Annotated in this window: 18 protein-coding genes; 10 read left to right on the top strand and 8 right to left on the bottom strand. The window is 62.3% G+C overall.

Translation table 11 applies throughout. The annotated features are described in order from the left end of the window. The first annotated feature begins 13 nt into the window (after positions 1 to 13). The gene (locus CSQ91_RS11235) at positions 14 to 1582 is read left to right on the top strand and encodes a CHASE2 domain-containing protein (protein ID WP_099388284.1); all 1569 of its coding nucleotides are present in this window, start codon (positions 14 to 16) and stop codon (positions 1580 to 1582) included. Between the two features lie 2 nt (positions 1583 to 1584). Here CSQ91_RS11235 and CSQ91_RS28660 read toward each other — a convergent pair whose 3' ends face one another. The 4 genes from CSQ91_RS28660 to CSQ91_RS11220 form a co-directional block, all read right to left on the bottom strand. Further along, complete coding sequence (locus tag CSQ91_RS28660; protein WP_143451010.1) at positions 1585 to 2724, bottom strand: hypothetical protein; 1140 nt, start codon at positions 2722 to 2724, stop codon at positions 1585 to 1587. Between the two features lie 566 nt (positions 2725 to 3290). Continuing rightward, complete coding sequence (locus tag CSQ91_RS11230) at positions 3291 to 6074, bottom strand: Hsp70 family protein (protein ID WP_099388283.1); 2784 nt, start codon at positions 6072 to 6074, stop codon at positions 3291 to 3293. A gap of 2 nt (positions 6075 to 6076) precedes the next feature. Next, a complete protein-coding gene (locus CSQ91_RS11225) occupies positions 6077 to 7948 on the bottom strand; it encodes an Hsp70 family protein (protein ID WP_257217294.1) in 1872 nt (623 codons plus the stop codon). Next, positions 7945 to 8523, bottom strand: a complete 579-nt coding sequence (locus CSQ91_RS11220) for a DUF2760 domain-containing protein (protein WP_070254543.1) — start codon at positions 8521 to 8523, stop codon at positions 7945 to 7947. The genes CSQ91_RS11225 and CSQ91_RS11220 overlap by 4 nt, the downstream gene beginning before the upstream one ends. Positions 8524 to 8788: 265 nt before the next feature. On the opposite strand from CSQ91_RS11220, the gene CSQ91_RS11215 reads away from it, so the two are divergent. The 7 genes from CSQ91_RS11215 (at position 8789) to urtE (ending at position 16015) form a co-directional block, all read left to right on the top strand. Further along, positions 8789 to 9388 (top strand): transglutaminase-like domain-containing protein, encoded by a 600-nt coding sequence (locus tag CSQ91_RS11215; protein WP_099388669.1) that lies wholly within the window; start codon positions 8789 to 8791, stop codon positions 9386 to 9388. Positions 9389 to 9404: 16 nt separating this feature from the next. Then, the gene (locus CSQ91_RS11210) at positions 9405 to 10193 is read left to right on the top strand and encodes a DUF4349 domain-containing protein (RefSeq protein ID WP_070254544.1); all 789 of its coding nucleotides are present in this window, start codon (positions 9405 to 9407) and stop codon (positions 10191 to 10193) included. Positions 10194 to 10391: 198 nt separating this feature from the next. Next, positions 10392 to 11645 carry an urea ABC transporter substrate-binding protein gene (gene urtA / locus CSQ91_RS11205; RefSeq protein ID WP_099388282.1) on the top strand — a complete coding sequence of 418 codons (1254 nt, stop codon included), beginning with the start codon at positions 10392 to 10394 and terminating at the stop codon, positions 11643 to 11645. 110 nt (positions 11646 to 11755) lie between these two features. Continuing rightward, positions 11756 to 13369 (top strand): urea ABC transporter permease subunit UrtB, encoded by a 1614-nt coding sequence (gene urtB / locus CSQ91_RS11200; protein WP_099388281.1) that lies wholly within the window; start codon positions 11756 to 11758, stop codon positions 13367 to 13369. Further along, on the top strand, positions 13366 to 14487 hold the full coding sequence (gene urtC / locus CSQ91_RS11195; RefSeq protein WP_099388280.1) for an urea ABC transporter permease subunit UrtC: 1122 nt from the start codon (positions 13366 to 13368) through the stop codon (positions 14485 to 14487). The genes urtB and urtC overlap by 4 nt, the downstream gene beginning before the upstream one ends. Next, positions 14484 to 15314, top strand: a complete 831-nt coding sequence (urtD, locus tag CSQ91_RS11190; protein WP_070280243.1) for an urea ABC transporter ATP-binding protein UrtD — start codon at positions 14484 to 14486, stop codon at positions 15312 to 15314. The genes urtC and urtD overlap by 4 nt, the downstream gene beginning before the upstream one ends. Positions 15315 to 15316: 2 nt before the next feature. Continuing rightward, positions 15317 to 16015 (top strand): urea ABC transporter ATP-binding subunit UrtE, encoded by a 699-nt coding sequence (gene urtE, locus CSQ91_RS11185; protein ID WP_070280244.1) that lies wholly within the window; start codon positions 15317 to 15319, stop codon positions 16013 to 16015. A 2-nt stretch (positions 16016 to 16017) separates the two neighbouring features. On the opposite strand, the gene CSQ91_RS11180 is transcribed toward urtE, so the two are convergent. Beyond that, the gene (locus CSQ91_RS11180) at positions 16018 to 16602 is read right to left on the bottom strand and encodes a chromate transporter (protein ID WP_034779146.1); all 585 of its coding nucleotides are present in this window, start codon (positions 16600 to 16602) and stop codon (positions 16018 to 16020) included. Further along, the gene (locus CSQ91_RS11175; protein ID WP_052139945.1) at positions 16599 to 17186 is read right to left on the bottom strand and encodes a chromate transporter; all 588 of its coding nucleotides are present in this window, start codon (positions 17184 to 17186) and stop codon (positions 16599 to 16601) included. The genes CSQ91_RS11180 and CSQ91_RS11175 overlap by 4 nt, the downstream gene beginning before the upstream one ends. Before the next feature lie 219 nt (positions 17187 to 17405). On the opposite strand from CSQ91_RS11175, the gene CSQ91_RS11170 reads away from it, so the two are divergent. Beyond that, positions 17406 to 17627 carry a hypothetical protein gene (locus CSQ91_RS11170; protein WP_099388279.1) on the top strand — a complete coding sequence of 74 codons (222 nt, stop codon included), beginning with the start codon at positions 17406 to 17408 and terminating at the stop codon, positions 17625 to 17627. 417 nt (positions 17628 to 18044) lie between these two features. On the opposite strand, the gene CSQ91_RS11165 is transcribed toward CSQ91_RS11170, so the two are convergent. Both CSQ91_RS11165 and CSQ91_RS11160 read right to left on the bottom strand, forming a co-directional pair. After that, complete coding sequence (locus CSQ91_RS11165) at positions 18045 to 18644, bottom strand: response regulator (RefSeq protein ID WP_083299743.1); 600 nt, start codon at positions 18642 to 18644, stop codon at positions 18045 to 18047. Between the two features lie 363 nt (positions 18645 to 19007). Beyond that, complete coding sequence (locus tag CSQ91_RS11160) at positions 19008 to 19556, bottom strand: phosphohydrolase (RefSeq protein WP_092605902.1); 549 nt, start codon at positions 19554 to 19556, stop codon at positions 19008 to 19010. A gap of 210 nt (positions 19557 to 19766) precedes the next feature. On the opposite strand from CSQ91_RS11160, the gene CSQ91_RS11155 reads away from it, so the two are divergent. Continuing rightward, positions 19767 to 22904, top strand: a complete 3138-nt coding sequence (locus CSQ91_RS11155; protein WP_257217293.1) for an NAD(P)-binding protein — start codon at positions 19767 to 19769, stop codon at positions 22902 to 22904. The last annotated feature ends 5 nt before the right edge of the window (positions 22905 to 22909 follow it).

Here is a 22909-nt window from a genome sequence, read left to right as displayed (position 1 = left end):
TGAATGGTAATTCATGCGCCGTACGCAAGGGGAACGCACCGTGGAAACCAGCCAGCAGGATCAACCGCGCCCGCCGTTCTGGCGGCGCCTGCTGTGGCCGGTCGCCCAGCTGGGCTCGGCCTTCAAGCTGACGGGCACGCACCTGCTGCACCACGTGATCGGCGCCAGCCTGATCGCCGCGCTGATGCTGGCGCTGGAAGGTTTTCACGTGCTCGAATGGCTCGATGCGGCCATGCTGCGCGCCAGCGCGGAACAGGGGCAACTGCTAAACCGGGGCAAGGACCCGGGCGCCGCCTACCGCCCCGGCATCATCGAAATCGACCAGCCCGCGTTCGAGCAGGTCTTCGACGAGCGCGAACCGCTGGAGCGTTCACGCCTGGAACAATTGATCGCCAGCGCCGCAGCGCGCGGCAGCAAGGTGCTGGCCATCGACCTGGACCTGGCGCCAGCCGTGTACGAGCAGCACAAGGCGGGCGAGCGGCCGCTGGACCGCCTGCTCGACCGGCTGGCCGCCGATGGCCGGCAACTGGTGCTGATCCTGCCCGAGCAATCGGACCGCAATGCGAACCTGCCGTGGATACGCGAGCGCTGCGCCGCCGGCATCCACTTTGCCAGCCCGCGGATCCGCGAACGCATGGGCGCCGTCACGCGCATCGAGCTGAAAAGCCCCGTGCTGGCGGCCGTGGCCTTCGAGCTGGCGCATGGCGCCGACGAGCAGGAGCAGAAGCAACCCATGCCGGCCGCCCTGTCCGAGCAAAAGGAAGTGGTGGCGCTGGCTGGCCGCGTGTGCCAACTGGCGCGGCGTACGGGCAGCGAAAAGGAGTTGGCGCGCTGGGCGTTCGAGCCCGTCATCCGCGGCGACGCCAAGGCGGCGGCCGAACAGAACGCCGTCACCGCACCGTTTCACCCGGCCGCCGTGGCGCCGGCATTCCTGAATCCCACGCGCACGCGCGTGAAACTGATCGATGGCCAGGCCGGCGTGGAGGCCGCGGCATTGCGCAAGAACGTCGTGTATCTCGGCAGCACGTATGACGTGCGCGACCGCTACACGACGGCCGAAGGCGAGCAGGCCAGCCTGCACCTGCATGCGGCCGCCCACACGTCGCTGGGCATCGGCACGGCCGACGTCAACAAATATGCGGTGTTCGTGGCCGACATCGTCATCGGCGTGCTGCTGGGCTGCCTGTTCGGCGGCCTGTGGACCTTGTACGGCCGCGCCGAGCTGGCCATCGACCGGCGCATGGAAGACCACGATTTCAGCCGCCTGCACCGCATGGGCACCCTGGCGGAATTCTATGGCATCCGTCTGATGCTGGTGCTGGTGTGGGCCTCGCCGTTTGCCATCGGCGCGCTGGCCATCTACCTGTCGCGCGGCTTGCTCGAACAGGGCTGGTGGGTCAACCCCGGCCCCCTGATTGCCGGCATGTTCCTGCACGCGATGTCGCTGCGCGACGAAGCCCACCATCCGCACGAGGAAGTGCCGGGCCTGTCCGTGTGGGCCCAGCTGCGCCGCACGCATCCGGGCATCGTGCTGGTGCAGGCGCCGCTGGCGGTGGTGCTGTTGGTGGTGGCGCTGGTGTAAAGCTAATTACTGAATTCACGCAGGTCGCCAGGTACAGTCGCTACGCAGTTTAGGGTGCTTGATTTATCTATCTTATTCCGTTTTTTTGACGTCGAATTGGAGAAATCGATGAATTCCAATGGCTCATTGCAGATCAGTTTTGTTCCTGCAAAGCTGTAGCGAATGTAAGCTGAAATCGTGCTCAATTCGCCATCCGACTTTGTTTCTATATTCGTGTGTTTTATTATTTCCTTAAGCTCTGGTTTTAGTATTTGGAATTTCTTTTTATTGTTGTTGTATATTTCGGTGCTTTCTAAAAGTATTTTTGATGCGGGAGTAAAAATTAATACAAGGAAAAATGTTGAATAGATGAAAATAACTGAAGTATTTGCTAGTACTTTAGGTATGTTATGTGCTCCAGTATTTTCTTTTCGTAACATTAGGTAAATCAGGCCTGGAGAAAGCGCTGCAAGCGGGATAAGAAATAATGTTATTAATTTATTCATTATTTCATTGCCTGAATTTGCTGCATAATGCGACATGATTCCATCAAAGAAAAATATCGGGAAGATTATTCCGAATATTGCAAAATTCGACATGGCAATCACTGCAAGCGTATTGGCGATTTTCCATTTTCTGGTATGTGTTGTCGGGTTTGAATTTCCCAACTTATCTGATTTTACGTATCCATAAAGGGATGTTGTTATTATTGGAAGAATAAATATCCAGGTATAAGTTTCGTCCATATATGGACTCGCATTTATCACGAGCAACCAGGAACTAAGTGCTAACCAATAAATGGTAGAGACTTCTTTTTTTATTTTTTGATTTTTATCAAAATAAGATAGGGTAATTCCCATCAGTATCGATGGCGTTGAAAGAATGAATAAACTAATTGCGCTCAACGCTACCGCTGCCAGAACCAGAAAGGTGAGTCCCGTTACTGTCATGGCTGATTCATAAAATAAGCCACTCCATTGGATATGTTTTAAATACATCCAGAGGAATAATCCGGCGCATGCCAGCGATAGGGGTGGCGCTACTCGCCATGCGATGTCAAGCATGTCTTTTGTTATGGATAACCAATCTTTGATGGTTTCCTTTTTTGTGGATGGGACTTTGTTTTTCGATTTGAAGTTAAGTATTTTATTTTGCGAAGTCATTTTTTATTGGAAATGTATGAGGTGTCAAATAGTACAATAAATATCATGATGTGGCATTTAAAATATTTCAGTATTGATGCATGTCATGATTATGGTGGTTGAATTGAATGAGGTTGTGATTTTTAGGTATTTGGATGTGATTATTTAATGGCATAACCGAGTTGCCATTTTTAGTGGTTTCGGAAAACCATAGACACCTAAAGATGCCTGCAGCAATTTCGGATGATTTTCCGGTGATGTCGGCTTCCGGTGCAGACAAAAGCTTATCCTGGTGTTGCATTTGGCCGGCTGAGACGTTCGGCTGGAAAATGCAGACACACCCTTGAACAGCACACAGTCGCGGCAGTGAAGAGGGAGCTGCGCGGGCTTTTAATATTGATGCGATGGAAGCACAGTCATCATGGGATAAGGAGGGTTGCCCGCTTGTCAGTGCTGCTGGCGCGTGCCAGGTAGTATATATACGCGCCTGGACTGCCTGATGGGCGACGTGGGGATATGTGCGCCGCACCTATCCCGGAATCATGCTGCTGTTGGCGCTGGCGTAGGCAGGCTGCGCTTGAATCCGATCAGCCGATCAGCTTCAACCCCGGCGGCAGCGCCTCGCCCAGCATGCGTTTCGTGTTCGCTTCATCCAGCTGCGTCACTTCGCTGACCATGGCCTGCCACAGGGGCGGGGCGCCCACGGCTTTCAGGCGGGCCAGGATGGTGGTCCGCAGCTCGTCGCCGATGTCGCGCGAGCGGTCGCCCGTCATGCGCGCCAGGTGGGTGGCGGCGAAGGCGGCCGGTTCCACTTTTTTCCAGTCCAGCGCCAGCAGCACGTGCAGCCAGTCGGCCACGCTGGCGCTGTCGACCACTTCGTGCGCGCTGCCGTGGAAGGGCTGGCGCGCGCCGACCCTGGCCAGCGCCCACAGGGTATTCGTATCGGCCGCTTCCCCCTTCTTGCTGGCTTTCTCCAGCCGCTTGATCAGCCAGACGCCCACTTCGGCCTTGTAGGCGCCGGGGATGCGCTCGAGCGACGCGCCCACGCGCAGCATGTCGTCGTCGCTGCCGTTGACCAGGGTGACGGGGCGGCTGCCGCGCTGGGCCGCATCGGCTTGCAGGTTGAAGGCGAAGTCGTCGAGCAGGCGCAGTTGCTGCTCGGGGTTCAAGCCGCCAGCCACCCGGCGCCACAGGGTCCACCATTCGGCGCACACCTGGTTGTCCTTGTGATGCTGCACGCCCGCGTCGAACATGGCCCACAGCTGCTCGATGCGCCACGGGTCCAGCGCGTCGCCATAGCCGGGCCGCAAACAGTAGCCGGCCAGGTTCAGCCAGACCCGCTCATGCTCGGCGGAGCGGCGCCGGCCACGGGCGCGCAGCAGCAGGGCGTCGAACAGCTGGCGCAGCAGGGGAGTCTCCCAGCTTTCGCGTCCGCCCAGCCCCCGTTCCAGGTGCTGGCGCAGCTGCCGCACTTCCTTGGCTTCGACCTTTTGCGCCTTGCCGCCAAAGATGCGCTCGATCTTCTCGACCGCTTCTTTCACGCGCGGCGAAACGGCTTGAGCCTCGCCATCTCCTTGCTCTTCCTTATCAGTGCGCAACTGGAATTCCAGCAGCCAGCGCTGGCCGGCATCCGCTGCGGCCACGCAATGCACTTCCAAAGTCCCTACCTCGGTCATGACTGTCGCCAGCTGCACGGTGATTTCGCGCTTGTCACTGGCATCCTGTTTGTCGTGCAGCACGCTGGCCAGCGGCGGCAGGCGCAAGTATTCTCCGGCGTCCAGGTCGACGATTTCGCCCAGTTGCGGCGGCGTGCCCGCCTCAAAGAGGGACGTGGCCAGGTGGAAGCGCACGGGCCTGCCCAGGCGCAGCGCGAACAGCCGTTCGGTCAGGCGGATTTCCTCGCCGCTGGCGCTGCCACGGGGCAGGATGCAGACGGCGCGCTTGTCCTTGCCCGCTTCGCCCAGCACGAGGAAATAGCTGCGCGGCGAGCCGCCGCCGATGCGCGGCGCCTGGCCGCGCCGGGCCAGCGCGTAGGCGACGGCGCCACGGGCCACGGCCACGTCGGGATTGTCATTGTGCAGGATGGTCAAGGGCTGTCCGCGCCAGTGCTCCAAGGTCTCGGCCAGGCGGCGCGCCAGCGCGTCGGCGCGGAACACGCCGCCATTGAGCAACAGGGTATCGGGCAGTGCGCCCTGATGTTGTTGTAAAAAGCCGGCCAGGTGACGCGTGATGGCCGCGTCCTGCGCATACGGCAGGCCGAATTCGACGATGCCGGCGCGGCCCTTCCTGGCCACCTCGTTCAGTTCCACCTTCGGGAAGAAGCCGTCGACCACCATGGCCGCCACTTCCTCGCGCGTGACGTCGGCGGAACGGCTGCCGCCGATCAAACGAGATCCTGCGCCCAGCAGGGTGACGGTGGCGCTCTCCGGCGCATCGTTCGACAGCAGCAATTCCTTGGCGGCGCGGCAGCGTTCCATCAGCTGCGACAAGCGCGCGGCCGATAGCTTCATGCCGCCTTCGCTGCCCGCCGCCATGCGCGTTTCCACCAGGTGGGCCAGCGCCAGGTCCATATTGTCGCCGCCGAGGATCAAATGGTTGCCCACGCTGCTGCGCGTGAGCTGCGGTTCGCCGTCGTCATCGAAGTCCACGTCGATCAGGCTGAAATCCGTGGTGCCACCGCCCACGTCGCACACCAGAATGCGGCGCGTATCGGCCAGGTCCTCGCGCAGGGTGGCGCGCTGGCGCTGCAGGAAGTCATAAAAGGCCGCCTGCGGTTCTTCTACCAATCGTAGCGCAGGCAAGCCCGCCATGCGGGCCGCTTCCAGGGTGAGTGCGCGCGCACCTTCATCGAACGAGGCGGGGATGGTCAGCACCAGTTCTTGTTCCTCCAGCGGAGAATCCGGGAAGCGGTGATTCCACGCGGCGCGTACATACGCGAGGTAGCTGGCGCTGGCCGCCACGGGCGACACCTTGGCCACGTCGGCCTCGGCGCCCCACGGTAGGATGGGCGCCTGGCGGTCCACGTTCGCGTGCGACAGCCAGCTCTTCGCGCTGGAAACGAGGCGGCCCGGCACCTGGGCGCCGAGCTGGCGCGCCAGAGCGCCCAGCACGGCATGCTCCAGGTCCTGCTGCGGCCATGGCAGCTGCAAGTCGCCCGCCGCCAGTTCGCCGGCGGCAGGATGGTAGCGCAAGGACGGCAGCAGGGGGCGTGCGCCCACTTCGCCGGGAGCGACCAGCTGCTCGATGGCGAACAGCTCGATGCCCGCCTGCATATCGGCTGCATTGGCCGCATTGGCATAGGCGACCACCGTGTTGGTGGTGCCCAGGTCGATGCCGACCAGGAAGGCCGGCTTGCCCACAGCGCTGCGCATGCCTATTGCTGCGGCGTGCCGCGCACGTCGAATTCCACCTTCCAGCGCTCGGCGCCATCAGGAGAGACGGCCAGCAGCTCCAGCGTGCCCGCTTCCGTCACGCGCGCGTGCAGTTTGACCTGCACCACGTCGCCGGCCTGACGGCCTTCGGCGGACAAGGTCGCCTGGATTTCGCTCAGCTCCTGCAATTCATCGGGGCCCCAGAAATCGAGCAAGTCGCCGATCTGGTCGTTGCGCCGCGTGGACGAGGCGAAGAAGCGGAAGTGCACGGGTTCGCCCACGACCAGGCCGAATTGCTGGCCTGGCAGTTCCAGTTCGCTGCCTTCTTCCATGCCGAACGGCGCCACGCACAGGGCCTGGATAGGCGGTTCCATGCCGGGGATGGCCGGCATGGCCGACTCGATGGCGACATAAAAGGCGCTGGCGGTGCCGCCGCGGATGCGCACGCCATGGCCGCGCCGCACGTAGCTGTAGTAGGCCGCGCCGCGCGCCACGGCCAGATCCAGGTCGGCCCCGGCCAGCATGCGCGCCGGTTCCGCGCCTTCCATGTACAGCCAGTCGTTGACGGTGGCCATGATGCGCTGCACCAGCAGGTCCGACTTGAAGACGCCGCCGTTGAACAGCACGGCCGTCGGGTGCAGGAAGCTGGCGCCGTCCGCCTGGCGGCCGGCAAAGCCTTCCAGCTCGCTGGTGGCCGCCACCTGGCGGCCCAGGAACGCGGCCAGGTGGCGCGTGATGGCCGCATCCTGCGCATACGGCAAGCCCAGTTGCGTCAGGCCGGCGCGCGTGCGCACGGCAGGACGGCTCGATGCTTCCACTTGCGGGAAGAAGCCGTCGAGGATGAAGGTGGACACTTCCGCGCGCGTCAGTTCCGTGCGGATGGAGCCGCCGATCAGCTTCGAACCGCGGCTCGGCACGACGATGGGCGCCACATCGAGGCCGCTGTCGGCCAGCAGGCTTTCCTTGGCGCTGCGGCAGCCGTAGGTCAGCGCGCGCATCTGCCAGGCGTCGAGCTGGGTGCCGTTGGCGGCCAGCTTGCGGGCCACCAGGTGGGCCAGCGCCAGGTCCATATTGTCGCCGCCCAGCAGGATATGTTCACCGACGGCCACGCGGTGCGGTTCCAGCACGCCATCGCGCTCGAGCACGGCGATCAGCGAAAAGTCGCTGGTGCCGCCGCCCACGTCGACCACCAGGATGATGTCGCCCGGCTTGACTTCCTTGCGCCAGCGGCCTTCGCTGGTCTGGATCCAGCTGTACAGGGCCGCTTGCGGCTCTTCCAGCAAGGTCAATGAGGAATAACCGGCCGCCTGCGCCGCTTCCATCGTCAGCTCGCGCGCTGCCGGGTCGAACGAGGCGGGAATGGTGACGGTGATTTCCTGCTCGGCGAACGGTGCTTGCGGGTGGGCGTTGTCCCAGGCCTGGCGCAAGTGCGTCAGGTAGCGCGTGGCGGCCGTGATGGGCGAAATGCGCGCGACTTCGGCCGGCGCGTCGTTCGGCAGGATCGCCGCGCGGCGGTCCACGCCCGGGTGGCACAGCCAGCTTTTCGCGCTCGACACCAAACGGATCGGCGTGGTGGCGCCACGGCTGCGGGCCATTTCGCCAACGACGAACGGCGCTTCGGCTTCCTCGGTGACCCAGGGCAGGGCCAGGTCGCCCGCCGCCACTTCATCGGCGTGCGGCAGGTAGACGAACGATGGCAGCAGCGACAGCTCTTCGACGGTGCCCGGCGCCGACAGCTGCGGCACTTTCAGCACGCCATGGCTGGACTTTTCGCCGTCGCTCTCGACCAGGTTGACATATGACAGGGCGCTGTGGGTGGTACCCAGGTCGATGCCGATGGCGTAGCGCGGGGTAGGGTTGATCGTGTCGCTCACAGTTCCACCTCGGCCGGTGCCAGGATGGCGGCGTCGTGCTGCTCGCTCAGTTTCGGCAGGCGCACGCTGGAGGCGCGCCAGCCGCGGTGGCTGAGGGTACCCGTGAACGGCGCGGAGCCGACCACGTTGCCCGTCAGGCGTACCTGGGCGGAGTCAAAACCTTCCTGCAGGACGATGCGGCTGCCCTCGGCTTCCTGGCGCACGGCCTCGATGGTGAAATACTCGCGCATGACCTTGGCGCAGCCTTCATGCACCACGCGGGCGGCCGCGCCGATATCGGCATCGGCATGGCTGCCCAGGTTTTCCTGGGTGAAATCGATCAATCGCGCTTCGCGTTGCAGCAGGGCCAGCAATTGCAGGGCCGCGTCCGGCGTCGCTTCCTTCAAAATGACGGGCGCGGCGGCTGGCGCCGGGGCAGGGGCCACTGGCGCGACGGGAGCGGCGGGCGCCGCCTCGGGCAAGGCCAGCTTTTCCACGCGGGCCGCATAGGCGGCGTCCGACAGGGTGCTGAAGAAGGCGCCGAAAGCCAGCGGGACACGGCGCCAGAACGATGGGTGCGACGATGATGTGCTCATAGGGAACTCGTTTCTCTGATCTGTAGGGAGGCGTCGGCGGCGCGCCGGAGGGCAGGTCCGCTTCGCAGGGTAGTGCCTGTGCCACGCCAATATGGCCGGCTGCGTTTGCCCGCATGATACCAGCTACCGGGCCGCCGCCAAAGTCGCCGCCCCCCAGGCCGGCAGGCCGAAGCGTGGATTTTCTTTGTTCCTGCGCAAGGAAACGCTCGATTTCCTGCCGTTTCGACTAGAATCGCGCATTATCTTTTCGCATGACCTTGACGCCATGTCTACCGACTTTTCCCCGTATCTAGCCAGCAGCACTTACATCGACAGCGACCATCCTGCCGTGCGCGCCAAGGCGGCTGCACTGGCGGCAGGCGCGGTGGGCGACGCCGCCATCGCGGCCCGCTGCTTTGCCTTCGTGCGCGACGAGATCGCCCATAGCTGGGACTACCAGCGCAATCCCGTCACCTGCCGCGCTTCCGACGTTTTGCAGCACGGCACTGGCTATTGCTATGCGAAGAGCCATCTGCTGGCGGCGCTGCTGCGCGCCAACGGCATTCCTGCCGGCCTGTGCTACCAGCGCCTGGCCGTGGGTGAGGTGGGGCCGCCGTTCTGCCTGCATGGCTTGAATGCCGTGTATCTGCAGGAGTTCGGCTGGTACCGCATCGATGCGCGCGGCAACAAGCCCGGCGTCGCTGCCGCCTTCACGCCGCCACGGGAACAGCTGGCCTTTCCCGTGCTCGCGCCCGAAGAGCGCGACTTGCCGGAAATCTGGCCGGAACCGTTGTCGCAGGTGGTGGCGTCCTTGACCTGCCATGCGACCGTGCAGGATGTGGCGGCGCACTTGCCCGATATCGAATTGTTGCCGCTGCAAAAATAATCCAAAGAAAGAAATCATGAAAAAAATATCCATATGCCTGTTTGGACTGTTGCTGCTGGCCGGCTGCGGCAGCAAGGGCGAGAGCGGCGGGCAGTCGAGCGCCGCGCGTCTCGAAGGCAAGGAAAAGGGCAGCGAGTTCCTTGCCTATGAACATAATGTCAGCGTTGATACGCGCGAGGCGCAAGTGCGGCCCCTGTATGAAAAAGTGGTCGCCGCCTGCAAGGCCGATACGGAAAACGGCTGCCTGCTGCTCGATTCCAGCGTCGACAGCGGCCGCTACGTGCATGCGCGCATCAGCATGCGCGCCAAGCCGGCCGGCATCAAGAAGCTCGTCGCGCTGGTCGCGGCCGAAGGCGACGTCACCAGCCAGGGCACCAAGGTGGAAGACCTGGGCCGTCCCGTGCTCGACAGCAAGAAACGCCTGGAAATGCTCAAGCAATACCAGGCGCAATTGCAAGACCTGGAAAAACGCTCGGGCACCAACGTCGATGCCCTCATCAAGGTGACCAAGGAACTGGCCACCGTGCAAGTGGAACTGGAGCAGGCGACGGCCGCCAATGCGCTATTGATGCAGCGTATCGATACGGACTTGTTGAACGTGGCCATCAGCGCCGAAGGCAGGCAATCGTTCTGGCGGCCCGTCAAGCGCGCGCTGGGCAATTTCACGGAAAACCTGTCGGAAGGCGTGGCCAACGCCATCACTGCCATGGCCTACATTCTGCCGTGGCTGATCGCTTTCGTGCTGCTGTTCCCGCTGGGCCGCAAGGGCTGGCGCCGTCTGCGTGGAGCTCCGCGCAAGGATTGATGCCGGGATTGCTGCGTCCTGCGCACCGTTTTACGGCAATTTGAAACCTGGCTGCACAGTCCTTGTGCAGCCAGGTTTTTTTTCGTGCGGCGAGCGCCGCTTGCACCATGGCGGACGCCTGCCGGTGCTGGCATGCATTCTGCTTTAACAACATAGCAGACCCAGCTCGACCCCCACGAACCCATCACAGGAGTCCCCATGACACGACGCATCATCCTGAAAGCGGCCGCCGCCGGCGCACTGGCCCTGGCCATGTCCACCACCATGCAGGCAGCCTTGGCCGCCGACACGATCAAGGTGGGCATCTTGCACTCCCTGTCGGGCACCATGGCCATTTCCGAAACGTCGCTCAAGGATGTGGCGCTGATGACGATCGCCGAGATCAATGCCAAGGGCGGCGTGCTGGGCAAGAAGCTGGAAGCCGTCGTCGTCGATCCCGCGTCGAACTGGCCCTTGTTCGCGGAAAAAGCGCGCCAGCTGGTGGCGCAGGATAAAGTGGCTGTCGTGTTCGGCTGCTGGACATCCGTGTCCCGCAAATCCGTCTTGCCGGTGTTCAAGGAACTCAACAGCCTGCTGTTTTACCCGGTCCAGTACGAGGGCGAGGAGCTGGAAAAGAATGTGTTTTATACGGGCGCCGCGCCGAACCAGCAGGCGATTCCTGCCGTGGAATACCTGATGAGCAAGGATGGCGGCGGCGCCAAACGCTTCGTGCTGCTGGGCACGGATTATGTGTATCCGCGCACCACCAACAAGATCCTGCGCGCTTTCCTGAAAAGTAAAGGTGTCAAGGATAGCGATATCAGCGAGGTCTACACGCCGTTCGGCCATGCCGACTATCAAACCATCGTCGCCAACATCAAGAAGTTTTCCACGGGCGGCAAGACGGCCGTCATTTCCACCATCAATGGCGATTCCAACGTGCCGTTCTACAAGGAACTGGGCAATGCGGGCTTGAAAGCCACGGACGTGCCCGTCGTCGCGTTTTCCGTGGGCGAGGAAGAATTGCGCGGCATCGATACCAAGCCCTTGCTGGGGCACTTGGCGGCGTGGAATTACTTTGAATCCGTCAAGAACCCCGTGAATGCGGCCTTCATCAAGCAGTGGAAAGCGTATGCCGTGGCGCAAAAGCTGCCGAACGCGGGTTCTGTCGTGACGAACGACCCGATGGAAGCGACCTATGTGGGCATCCACATGTGGGCGAAAGCCGTGGAAAAAGCGAAATCGACGGACACGGACAAGGTGATCGCCGCCATGGCCGGCCAGAGCGTCAAGTCGCCGTCCGGCTTTACCCTGACCATGGACCCGACCAACCACCACTTGCACAAGCCCGTGATGATCGGCGAGATCAAGTCCGACGGGCAATTCAATGTCGTGTGGAAAACCAAGGAACCGATACGCGCCCAGCCGTGGAGCCCGTTTATCAAGGGGAATGAGGGCAAGCAGAAGCTGTAGGCGCTATCACCCACCAGCAAATGCCGGGGTCGGACCCTGAGGGACTAGGCGTCCCCATCCGACCCCAGTCCTCGCCTTTGGGGTAAGCGCACGCCCCGTGCAGTTTTTCCATGGAACTTACAATGAGGTTCATCTCCAAACTGCTGGTCCTCGCCTGCCTGTTGCTATCCTCGCTGGCGCAGGCTGCCATCCCTCCCGATCTGCTCAAAGCGCTATCCGGCGACGATCCCGACACCAGGATCGCCGCCGTCGCCCAGATCGCCGCCCTGGCCACGCCCGAGGCCGCCCGTGTGCTGCAAGCCTTGCAGGACGATCAGTTATATGCGGCCCCCGACGGCAAGGTGTATATCGTCGACGGTGAACGGGCATATGAGCCGGCAAGCGGCCAGAGCCTGCCGCTGCCCGATGGCATCGACGGCGTGATGGTCAACAACCGCTTGCGCGCGGCTGTGGCGGGCGCCTTGTCGGGGCTGAAACTGCTGGCGCCGGAGCGGGCCACGCGCCTGGCCGCCGCGCAGGCGCTGCAGCAATCCGTCGATCCCGCACAGGTCCCCCTGATCCGTAGTGCGCTGGCGCAGGAAAACGATGCTGACATCAAACAGATATTGCAGGTGCTGATCGCCAGCGCCAACCTGCATGCGCCCGACGCCGCCACGCGCAAGGCCGCCGTGCAGGCGCTGGCGGGCAGCAGCGATGCGCGTCTGCTGCCCGTGCTGCAAGCCATGCTGGAGAAAGGGCCAGATGGCAAGGCCGGCGAGCCGGACGAGGCCGTGCAGCTGGCCGCCATCGAGACCATGCGCCAGATCAAGGGACGGGTGGCGCGCATGGAGTTCGCCGGCAATGTGTTCTACGGCATTTCGCTGGGCAGCGTGCTGCTGCTGGCCGCGCTGGGGCTGGCCATCACGTTTGGATTGATGGGCATCATCAACATGGCGCATGGCGAATTGCTGATGATAGGCGCTTACACGACCTACCTGTGCCAGCTGTTCTTCCGCAGCTACCTGCCTGGCTTGCAGGATGCGTATCTGCTGGCCGCCTTGCCGGCCGCCTTTTTGGTCGCGGGACTGGTGGGCGTGATGCTGGAGCGCACGGTGATCCGCTGGCTATATGGCCGGCCGCTGGAAACCCTGCTGGCCACCTGGGGCATCAGCCTGATCCTCATGCAGGCCGTGCGCACGGTCTTCGGCGCGCAAAACGTGGAAGTGGCCAATCCCGCCTGGATGTCGGGCGGCGTCACCGTGCTGGGCGGCCTCGTGCTGCCATACAACCGCCTGGCCATCATCGTCTTTGCCATCGTTGTCGTCGCGGCCGTGTGGCTGATCCTGAACAAGACGCGCCTGGGACTGTTCGTGCGGGCCGTGACGCAAAACCGCCGCATGGCCGATTGCGTGGGCGTGGCCACGGGCAAGGTCGACATGCTGACCTTCGGTCTCGGTTCCGGCATCGCGGGGCTCGGTGGCGTGGCCCTGTCGCAGCTGGGCAATGTGGGGCCGGATCTGGGCCAAAGCTACATCGTCGATTCCTTCATGGTGGTGGTGCTTGGCGGCGTGGGCCAGCTGGCCGGCACCGTGATTGCCGCGCTGGGGCTGGGTGAAGTCAACAAATTCCTCGAACCGGTGGCGGGCGCCGTGCTGGCGAAGATCGCCATTCTGGTATTCATCATCATTTTCATCCAGCGCCGGCCGCAGGGCCTGTTTGCCATGAAGGGACGCAGCGTCGAATGACTACCTCCTATCAAATCAAGCCTGGCCTGTTCACGCGGCCCGTCTGGCTGGCCATCGCCGGATGCACTGTGCTGGCGGCGTTGTTGCCGGTATTTAACCTGGCGTTTGCCGAAGGGCATGCGCTGCATGTGTCCGCCTATACGGTGGCGCTGGTGGGCAAGTTCATGTGCTACGCGCTGGCCGCGCTGGCGCTGGACCTCGTCTGGGGCTACACGGGCATATTGTCCCTGGGCCACGGCGTGTTCTTTGCCCTGGGCGCGTATGCGCACGGCATGTATCTGATGCGCGCCATCGGCGACCAGGGCCAGTACCACAGCAGCCTGCCCGACTTCATGGTCTTTCTCGACTGGAAAACCTACCCCTGGTACTGGGCGTTTACGGAACATTTCTGGTACTGCATGGCGCTCGTCGTGCTGGTGCCGGGCGTGCTCGCCTTTGTGTTTGGCTACTTTGCCTTTCGCTCGCGCATCAAGGGCGTGTATTTTTCCATCATCACCCAGGCGATGACGTATGCCTTCATGCTGCTGTTCTTCCGCAATGACACTGGCTTTGGCGGCAACAACGGTTTCACGGATTTCAAGACCATCCTCGGCCATGGCATCACGGCGCCCGCCACGCGGGCCGTGCTGTTCCTGCTGACCCTGGCCTTCCTGCTGGCGGCCTTGATCGGCGCGCGCGCCATCGTCCGCTCGAAGCTGGGCCGGGTGCTGCAGGGCGTGCGCGACAGCGAGGCGCGCTTGATGTTCCTCGGCTACAACCCGCTGTGGTTCAAGCTGTTTGTGTGGACCTTGTCGGCCGTGCTGTGCGGCATCGCCGGCGCCCTGTACGTGCCGCAGGTGGGCATCATCAACCCGTCCGAAATGTCGCCGGCGAACTCCATTGAAATGGTCGTGTGGGTGGCCGTGGGCGGACGTGGCACCTTGATCGGTCCCATCCTGGGCGCCTTCACCGTCAACGGCTTGAAAAGCTGGTTCACGGCTGCCTTGCCGGAACTGTGGCTGTTCGCGCTGGGCCTGTTGTTCATCGTCGTCACGCTGTTCATGCAGCAGGGCATGCTGGGCGTGCTGAACAAGCTCAAACGTAAAAAAACCGCCGCCATGGCAGAGGAGGCCGCATGAGTATCCGCATGTTGCCCGGCATGGCCAGCGCGGAAGCGGGGCCGACGTACTCGCGCGTGAAAGGCGAGGGCGTCGATACGACGCATGGCGCCATTTTGTACCTGGAAGACATCAGCGTGTCCTTCGACGGCTTCAAGGCCATCAACAAGCTCAGCCTCGATATTTCCGTGGGCGAATTGCGCTGCATCATCGGCCCGAACGGGGCGGGCAAGACGACGATGATGGATGTGATCACGGGCAAGACGCGGCCCACGTCCGGCACGGCCTGGTTTGGCCAGACCATGAACCTGGCCACCATGACGGAAGCGCAGATCGCCCACGCGGGCATCGGCCGCAAGTTTCAGCGCCCCACCGTGTTCGAGCAGCACACGGTGTTCGACAACCTGGAACTGGCGATGAAGATGGACAAGCGCGTGGCGCCCACCCTGTTTGCGCGCCTCACGTCCGAGCAGGAAGGCAGGATCGACGCGATATTGCGCCTGATCCGCCTCAACGGCCAGGAGGCGCGGCCGGCCGGTTTGCTGTCGCACGGGCAAAAGCAGTGGCTGGAAATCGGCATGCTGCTGATGCAGGAGCCGCAGCTGATTTTGCTGGACGAACCCGTGGCCGGCATGTCGGATGCGGAAACGGCGCGCACGGCCGAGTTGCTCAATGAGTTGCGCGGCAAGCATTCGATCATGGTGGTCGAACACGACATGGGTTTTGTGACGGAGATCGCCCGGCAAGGCATTGTCACCGTGCTGCATGAAGGCGCCGTGCTGGCGCAGGGCCGCATGGACGAGGTGCAAGCGGACGAGCGGGTCATCGAAGTCTATCTGGGAAGGTAAGCATGCTGGAAGTCGAACAATTGAATCAATACTATGGCTCCTCGCACACCTTGCGCGGCATCAACCTGTCGGCGCGCAAGGGCGAATGCCTGGCCTTGCTGGGCAGGAATGGCGTGGGCAAGACGACCTTGCTGAAATGCCTGATGGGCGTGCTGCCCGTGGCGCAGGGCAAGGTGGTGTTCCATGGACGCGACATCACCAGGCTGGCGCCCCATGCGCGGGCCAAGCTGGGCATCGCTTACGTGCCGCAGGGCCGCGACATCTTTGCGCGCCTGACGGTCGAGGAAAACTTGCTGATGGGTATGGCGAGCAAGGGCGGCCGGCAAGCTGCGCGCATCGATCCCCACGTGTATGAACTGTTTCCGGTGCTCAAGGAGATGCTGCAGCGGCGCGGCGGAGATTTATCGGGCGGGCAACAGCAGCAACTGGCCATCGCCCGCGCCCTGCTGGCCGAGCCGCAGCTGATCATCTTCGACGAGCCGACGGAAGGCATCCAGCCCTCCGTCATCAAGGATATCGGCCGCGTGATCAGCCTGTTGAAACAGCGGGGCGACATGGCCATCGTGCTGTGCGAACAGTATTTTGATTTTGCCCGCGAACTGGCCGACGAATTCATCGTCCTGTCGCGCGGCAGTGTCGTCGCCAGCGGCAAGGCGGAACAGATGGATGGCGAGGACGTGAAGCGGCACCTGGCCGTGTAAGGTCAGACGAGCTGGAACCAGCCCAGCACGGCGCCGGCCGCCAGCAGCCACAATAAATGGATCTTCGTGCGCCAGATGATCAGGCCAGCCACGATGGACAGGCTCCACAGGGGCCAGTCCGTGCGGATGTCATGGTTGGCGCCGCCCAGTATCATGCCCGTGGAAATCAGCAGGGCGACGACGATGGGCGCCATGCCTTGCTTGAAGGCGCGCACGGGGCGCAGGTCGCGGTTGCGGTAGCCCCACTGGGCCGCCACGTAGGTGAGGGTGGTGCTGGGCAGCATGATGCCCACCATGGTCACCAGCACGCCGAGGTAGGCCGCCGCGTAGCTGCCCGCGTTCATGCCCACGTTCCAGCCCATCAGGGCGACGAACAGCACGTTGGGGCCGGGCGCGGCCTGGGCGATGGCGATCGATTCGTTGAATTGCGCCTGTGTCAGCCAGCCATGCTGTTCGACGAGGAAGCGGTGCATTTCGGACGTGGTGGAAATGGCGCCGCCGATCGACATCAGCGACAGCATCAGGTAGTGGCCGAACAGGTTCAGCCAGTCGCCCGCGCTCAACACCAGTTGCAGGGGCGGATTCATGCGGACAGCTTTCGGTAGGTCAGCAGGCAGCCGATGCCGCCCAGGCCCAGCAGGATGTACAGCAGGGGCCAGCGGAAGATCGCCACCATCAGCACGCCGAGCACGGTGATGGACAAGGTCAGCCACAAGGGCAGCGGATGCTTGCCCAGCGCGGCAGCCAGTTTCACGCCCGTGGCGGCGATCATGCCGGCCGAGACGGCCGCCATGCCGCGCAAGGCGCCCGCCATCTGCGCATTGTCGCCAAAGCGCGTGTACAGCACGCCCAGCACGAGCACGATGAGGAGGGGCACGGCCAGCATGCCGGCCAGCGCCGTCAGCGCGCCTTTCAAACCGAAATAGCGCCCGCCCACCATCAGCGACAGGTTGACGACATTTGGCCCGGGCATGATTTGCGCCACGGCCCAGTCTTCCAGAAATTCTTCCTGCGTCAGCCAGCGCTTGCGCTCGACCATCTCGCGCTGGATCACGGCCAGCACGCCGCCGAATCCCTGCAGGGCCAGCCAGGTGAACGAGAAGAACAGGTCGGCAAGCGAGGCGGGCTGCGGGCGGGGCAGGTCGGGCTGGATGGAGGAGGGGGAGGGCATGGCTGATTATCGCCGTGGCCGATCGCGCTTGTCCATCGCTTTCGGCTGCGCTTGTGCCTGCAAGAAAAAAACCGTGGCTCATGTTTCCCTGCCATTGACATCGAGGGTTTATCGGCAATACTTTTATCGGCAACATAACCGCTGTCCCTGTCCGGGCTGTCGCGGGTCGCACCGCTACGCCGTCTCCTCCCTCCGTCCCCTTCGCAGGAGTTGTTCATCATGCCTCATTCCACAGAAACGCTGCATATGCCCGTCAAAACCGTGGTGCTGCATGCCCGGGTCGACCAGAAGATGTGCGATATCGTCAATCTGGGCATCGCCGTGCAGGCGGCCTTCAGTACCTTGTGCGCACTGGAATACCTGAAGTCATACAATGTCGCCCCGGAACTGATCGAGCGCGTGCTGCTGCATCCCGAGCAGCGCCGCCAGACCGTGCATTAAGTATCCCCACGGCAACTGTGTTGCCGGAGGCCGCGATCCGCTGTTGTCGGATTGATCATTACGGCTCAGTTATGCACAAATGATGAGTTAACGAAATTGGCGAAATAATTTTCTTGTGATTATGTGTGAGTTTCTAAGTGCTTGATTTTAATGTGTTTTATTTTTGCTGTTTGATTGAGCAGTTTATTGAAAGCCGCACGGGCTGTGGCTTTGAGGCCTGTCAATAGGCCCTTATCCACAAAGATATCCACAGTCCGTGTGGATATCTGAAAAAGCGCTTAACAATCCGCCACTTAGGAAATGGGAGCCGCCCAACCCATGCAATCGGCGGGCAAGATGGGCCAAAATGGGGCATTCCACAAGCCTGTATGCCTATCCAGTGCTCTTGTTTTTATGACTGAAAGTAGCGGCCGCTGGTCAGGGCGTGCCGCTGGCCGGCGCCGCCGGCGTGTCGCCGCACTGGGCCAGGGCGGCAGCGAGTTCGGTAACCTGCTGCTGCGCTTCGCGCAAGGTGGCATAGGTGCGCAGCGAGGCGATCACGGTGGTAAACAACTTGCGCGTGGTGAGGTCGGTCTTGCACCAGAAATCATTGATGTCGTAATCGATGATGATGCGGTGTTCCAGGGCCTGGCCGGGCTGGCCCGTGCGCAGGATGATGCGCACGGCGCTGTTGTGCAGTTCTTCGCGGACCTGGCGCGCCACTTGCAGCCCGGCATCCTGGGTTTCCATGATGACATCGAGCAGCACCACGGCGATATCAGGCGTGCTGCGCAGCAAGGCCAGCGCCTCGGCGCCCGAATACGCGTGCAAAAAGCTCAGCCTGCGTCCCTGGAAGCTGGCTTGGCTGAGGGCGAACTTGGTCACCACATGCACGTCGACATCGTCATCGACAATCAGCACGCGCCAAGGCGCCGCAGTGGACGGTTCTGCCGCCGCGTCTGTCCGTCCCAGCGGTTCGTCGACCAGCCAGTCGGGTTCGTCCGCCTCCTTGGCGGCGCTATCGCTATCTATATTCATGCGTTTATCCACCGTTGATCGTACTCGCTACTCCACACTATGCCAGTCTGCGGGGTTTGTCAAAACAATGCTGTTCAAGCAAGACGGCCTCGCGCCACATCGGCTTATGCACAGCAAAAATATATTTTCATGGTGGCAGATTAAGTTTGCGCCAGCGCAAATTCATGATTGCAAGTCATTGATTTCATTGGGGTAAAAAATTGCCTGTGAAATCAGCAAATTATTGAAACCCGCATCAATACTGGCGTTGCGGCTTGTCAAGAGGGGCTTATCAACAACTTTATCCACAGTTGCTGTGGATATCTAAAAAAGCCGTGAAAAAACCGGGGCTTAGCGCCGATTCGTACGGCAGGGTGGAAGCATTCATGCGGCCAGCCCAAGCCCGCCCAGTTGGGCAAAGGCATGCAGGAAGCGCTGCTTGGCTTCGGCAGGGCCCATGGCCTCGATTATACCGGGCAAGGGGGCGATGCCGTCAAGGTAAGCCCAGCGTTCGGCCGAGTGCGGCATCAGGTCGCGCTTTTCCGTGGCCAGCGCGATCAGGTCGGCCCGCTTGATGGGCGCGTAATCGGAAAAATCCAGTCCATACGTGGCGGCGATGATGGCGCTGACCTTGTCTTCCAGTACGGCAAATTCCGGCAGCAACACTTTCAAGGGTTTCACCATGTCGCCCAGGTAGGCTTCGGCCGCGTCGTGCAGCAGGGCGGCCAGGCGCAAATGGGGTGGCACCAGTTCGGCGACGATCAGGCTGTGCTGGGCGACCGAGTAAAACACTTGCGTCTGTCCATTGAAGCGGCACTGGTAGGCGAGGCCGTGGGCGATGTCCTCGATGGCTACCTTGTCGATATGCGGGCGCAAGGGATAAAAACGGTTGCCTGAATAGGTGGAAACGTAGTCGGTGGTAATCATTGCCATGGCATGTTGCTCGGAATGCTCAAGATGCTTCATCGTACACCCGATGGCATGGGCTTGCCCCGGCTGCCGTGCGCAAGCGGCTTTCTGCCGGGATCGCCTCCAAGCCTATGCATCTTGGCAAATCCTTTAATTTATTTCATATCATTCATTGATATTTCTCAAATACACTGTAGAAATCTTGTTTGACTGAAACTTAAAGGGGACAGGGCAATGACGGCGACACCTTCGGCAAGACCTTCGTATATCTATCAGGGCGGTTCGGTGATGATGCACTCGCCGCTGCAATTGAAACAGTCGGAAATGTACGGTTATTTCGTCAGGGGCGAGCTGGCGAAACTGCAAGCGACCGTGAATACCACCCTGAACCAGGTGGCGGGCAGCAAGATGACCCTGAAAGTCCTGTCGCCGTATGTCATGCTGACGTTTACGCGCGTCAACCATGCGGACTCCGCCAACCCCGTCGACCAGGCCAAGGGCTGGATCACGGAAGTCGACATCGTCACCTGGATCATGGTCGGCCAGATGGATGCCCAGGGCAAGCTTGCGCATATCTACTGGTATCCGTGCCACATTTTCGTCGATGACGCGATGGCCCTGATCAACGGGCGCGAGCTGTTCGGCTATCCGAAATACCTGTGCGACTACGAGATTCCCGCCGCCGGCAGCGAGCCGCTGCGCTGTTCCGTGGCTGCCAAGGGCTTCCAGCATTTTTCGCCGGAAACGAAACTGGCCCTGCATCCGTTGCTGGAAGTCAACGCCACCGTGCAGACAGGGCAGCACAAGAGCGTCAACAGTTTCCTGGAACTCATCGAGCAGGCGTTCCAGATTTTCCTCTCCATTCCCGATTTCTTCGACATGGACCAGGCCGGCTGGGCCGATATTTTGTCCTTGCTGCGCACCCCCCGCATCGACCAGATATTCCTCAAGCAATTCCCCGACAGCGCCGGCGTGAAAGCCGTGTACCAGGCCCTGGTGGCCGCGCCCGCCGAGATCAACCGCCTGCACAGCGCGCGCCTGCTCGGCTACGAATATGAATGCACGCTGCATGCGTTCGACAGCTTCCCGCTGGACCAGACCCTGGGTCTCAAACTGGGGCCGCAGGCGGCGATATTGCCGTTCCAGGTGAATTTCGACTTCACGGCCATGCCGGGCGAGGAGCTGGTCGACAATTCCCGCATCGCGCCGGAAAAGATCGCCATCCTCGGTGGCGGCGTGGCGGCCATGACCACGGCGTATTATCTGACGAACCAGCCGGGCTGGCAAAACCGGCATGCCATCACCGTCTACCAGCTGGGCTGGCGCCTGGGCGGCAAGGGGGCCAGCGGGCGAAATGCACAGGTGGGCCAGCGCATCGAGGAACACGGCCTGCACATCTGGTTCGGCTTTTACGCGAACGCCTTCAAGATGATCAAGGAAGCGTACGCGAGCCTGGAGCGTCCGCCCGGCGCGCCGCTGGCCACCTGGCGCGACGCTTTCAAACAGCACGATTACGTGGCCCTGTCGGAAGACGTCAAGGGCAAGTGGCGCAACTGGTCCATCGTCTTTCCCACCTTGCCGGGCGAGCCGGGCGAGGGCGGCGAAGACATCACCCTGTGGCAGATGGCCATCGCCATGGTGGGCTGGATCGAGCAGTGGATCCGCCAGATCCGGCAAGTGGCGGACGCCGACGCGCGCATCGTGCGCGCCAGCGCGTCGCAAGGCGAAGGCGTGTGGCCGGGCTGGCTGCGCCGGCTGGCCGACGAAGTGGTGGGGCAGGCCGATGAACTGGGCCTGGACGTGGGCCTGTCCGTGGGCGCGCTGGTGGCGCTGGTGGCCGACCTGGCGCCCGATTCCACGCGCCACGACCAGGCGCGCCACCAGCTGCTGGCCAGTACCCTGAACGGCATCCGCGCGTGGCTGCGCCTGCGCTACCGCGCCCTGATCGATGGCGACGATGAATTGCGCCGCCTGTTCATTTGCCTGGACCTGGGCATCACGGTCATGAAGGGCATGTTCGAGGATGGCGTGTTCAAGAACGGCTTCGACGTCATCAACGATATCGACTTCCGCGCCTGGCTGAAAAAACATGGCGGCGACGAGCAGTTCAGCGTCAATTCGGCGCCCGTGCGCGGCTTCTATGACCTGGTGTTCGCCTACGAGGGCGGCGATTTTGCGAAACCGAACATCGAGGCGGGAACGCTCTTGCGGGCGATGGCGCGCATCGGCCTGGCCTACAAGGGCGGCATCATGTTCAAGATGCAGGCCGGCATGGGCGACACGATTTTCACGCCCATGTACGAAGTGCTGCGCAAGCGCGGCGTGGAATTCAAATTCTTCCAGCGCGTGGAAGAGCTGGTGCCGGGCGCGGGCGACATCGACAGCATCCGCATCACGCAGCAGGTGCAATTGAAGGATCCCGCCGCCGGCTACGCGCCGCTGGTGGACGTCAAGGGACTGGCTTGCTGGCCCAGCGCGCCCGATTACGCGCAGATCGAACCAGCCCAGGCCGCGCTGCTGCAAGCGCAGGAAGTCAACCTGGAGTCGTACTGGAGCGACTGGCCGCAGCAGTACCAGCAGGCGTTCGGCCGGCAGCTGCCCGCCACTGTATTGAAGAAGGGCGTCGACTTCGACAAGGTGGTGTTCGGCATTTCCATCGGTTCGCTGCAGGCCCTGTGCCCGCAACTGCTGGCGCAAAGCCCGGCCCTGCAACTGGCGGCCGACAAGGTACAGACCGTGGCCACGCAGGCCTACCAGGTATGGATCAACAAGAATCTGGCGCAGATGGGCTGGACCACGCAGCCGAAAGGCCAGCAGCCGGTGCTGTCGGCCTTCACGGAGCCGTACGACACGTGGGCGCCGATGGATCAATTATTGGCGCACGAAGACTGGCCGGCGGGGCATGAACCGAAAAATGTCTCGTATTTTTGCAGCGCCTTCCCCGTCGACAGCTATCCGCCCGTCACCGACACGGATTTCCCGGCCCGCTGCGCGGCCAGGGCGAAGCAGGGCGCGCTGCACCAGCTGGAGCGCGAGATCGGCGCGCTGTGGCCCGAAGCGGGCGGGCCGGGCGCGTTTCCGTGGCAATGGCTGGTCGATGCGAAGGAGGGGGCGGGGCCGGCGCGCTTCGACAGCCAGTACTGGCGCGCGAATGTCGATCCGTCCGAGCGCTACGTGATGTCGGTGGTGGGCAGCACGCAGTACCGGCTGGCCACCGACCAGTCGGGCTTCAGCAACCTGTTCCTCACTGGCGACTGGATCAAGACGGGCATCAATGCGGGCTGCGTGGAGGCTGCCGTGATGGCCGGCATGCAGACCTCGCGTGCCATGACGGGCTATCCGGCCGTGATCCAGGGGGAGACGGATTTTTAGTTATT

The sequence above is a fragment of the Janthinobacterium sp. BJB301 genome, from assembly GCF_002735685.1.
GTDB classification, from domain to species: Bacteria; Pseudomonadota; Gammaproteobacteria; order Burkholderiales; family Burkholderiaceae_D; genus Janthinobacterium; species Janthinobacterium lividum.
Note: the sequence above shows the minus strand (reverse complement) of the source record. Positions and strands in the feature narration are given on the sequence as shown.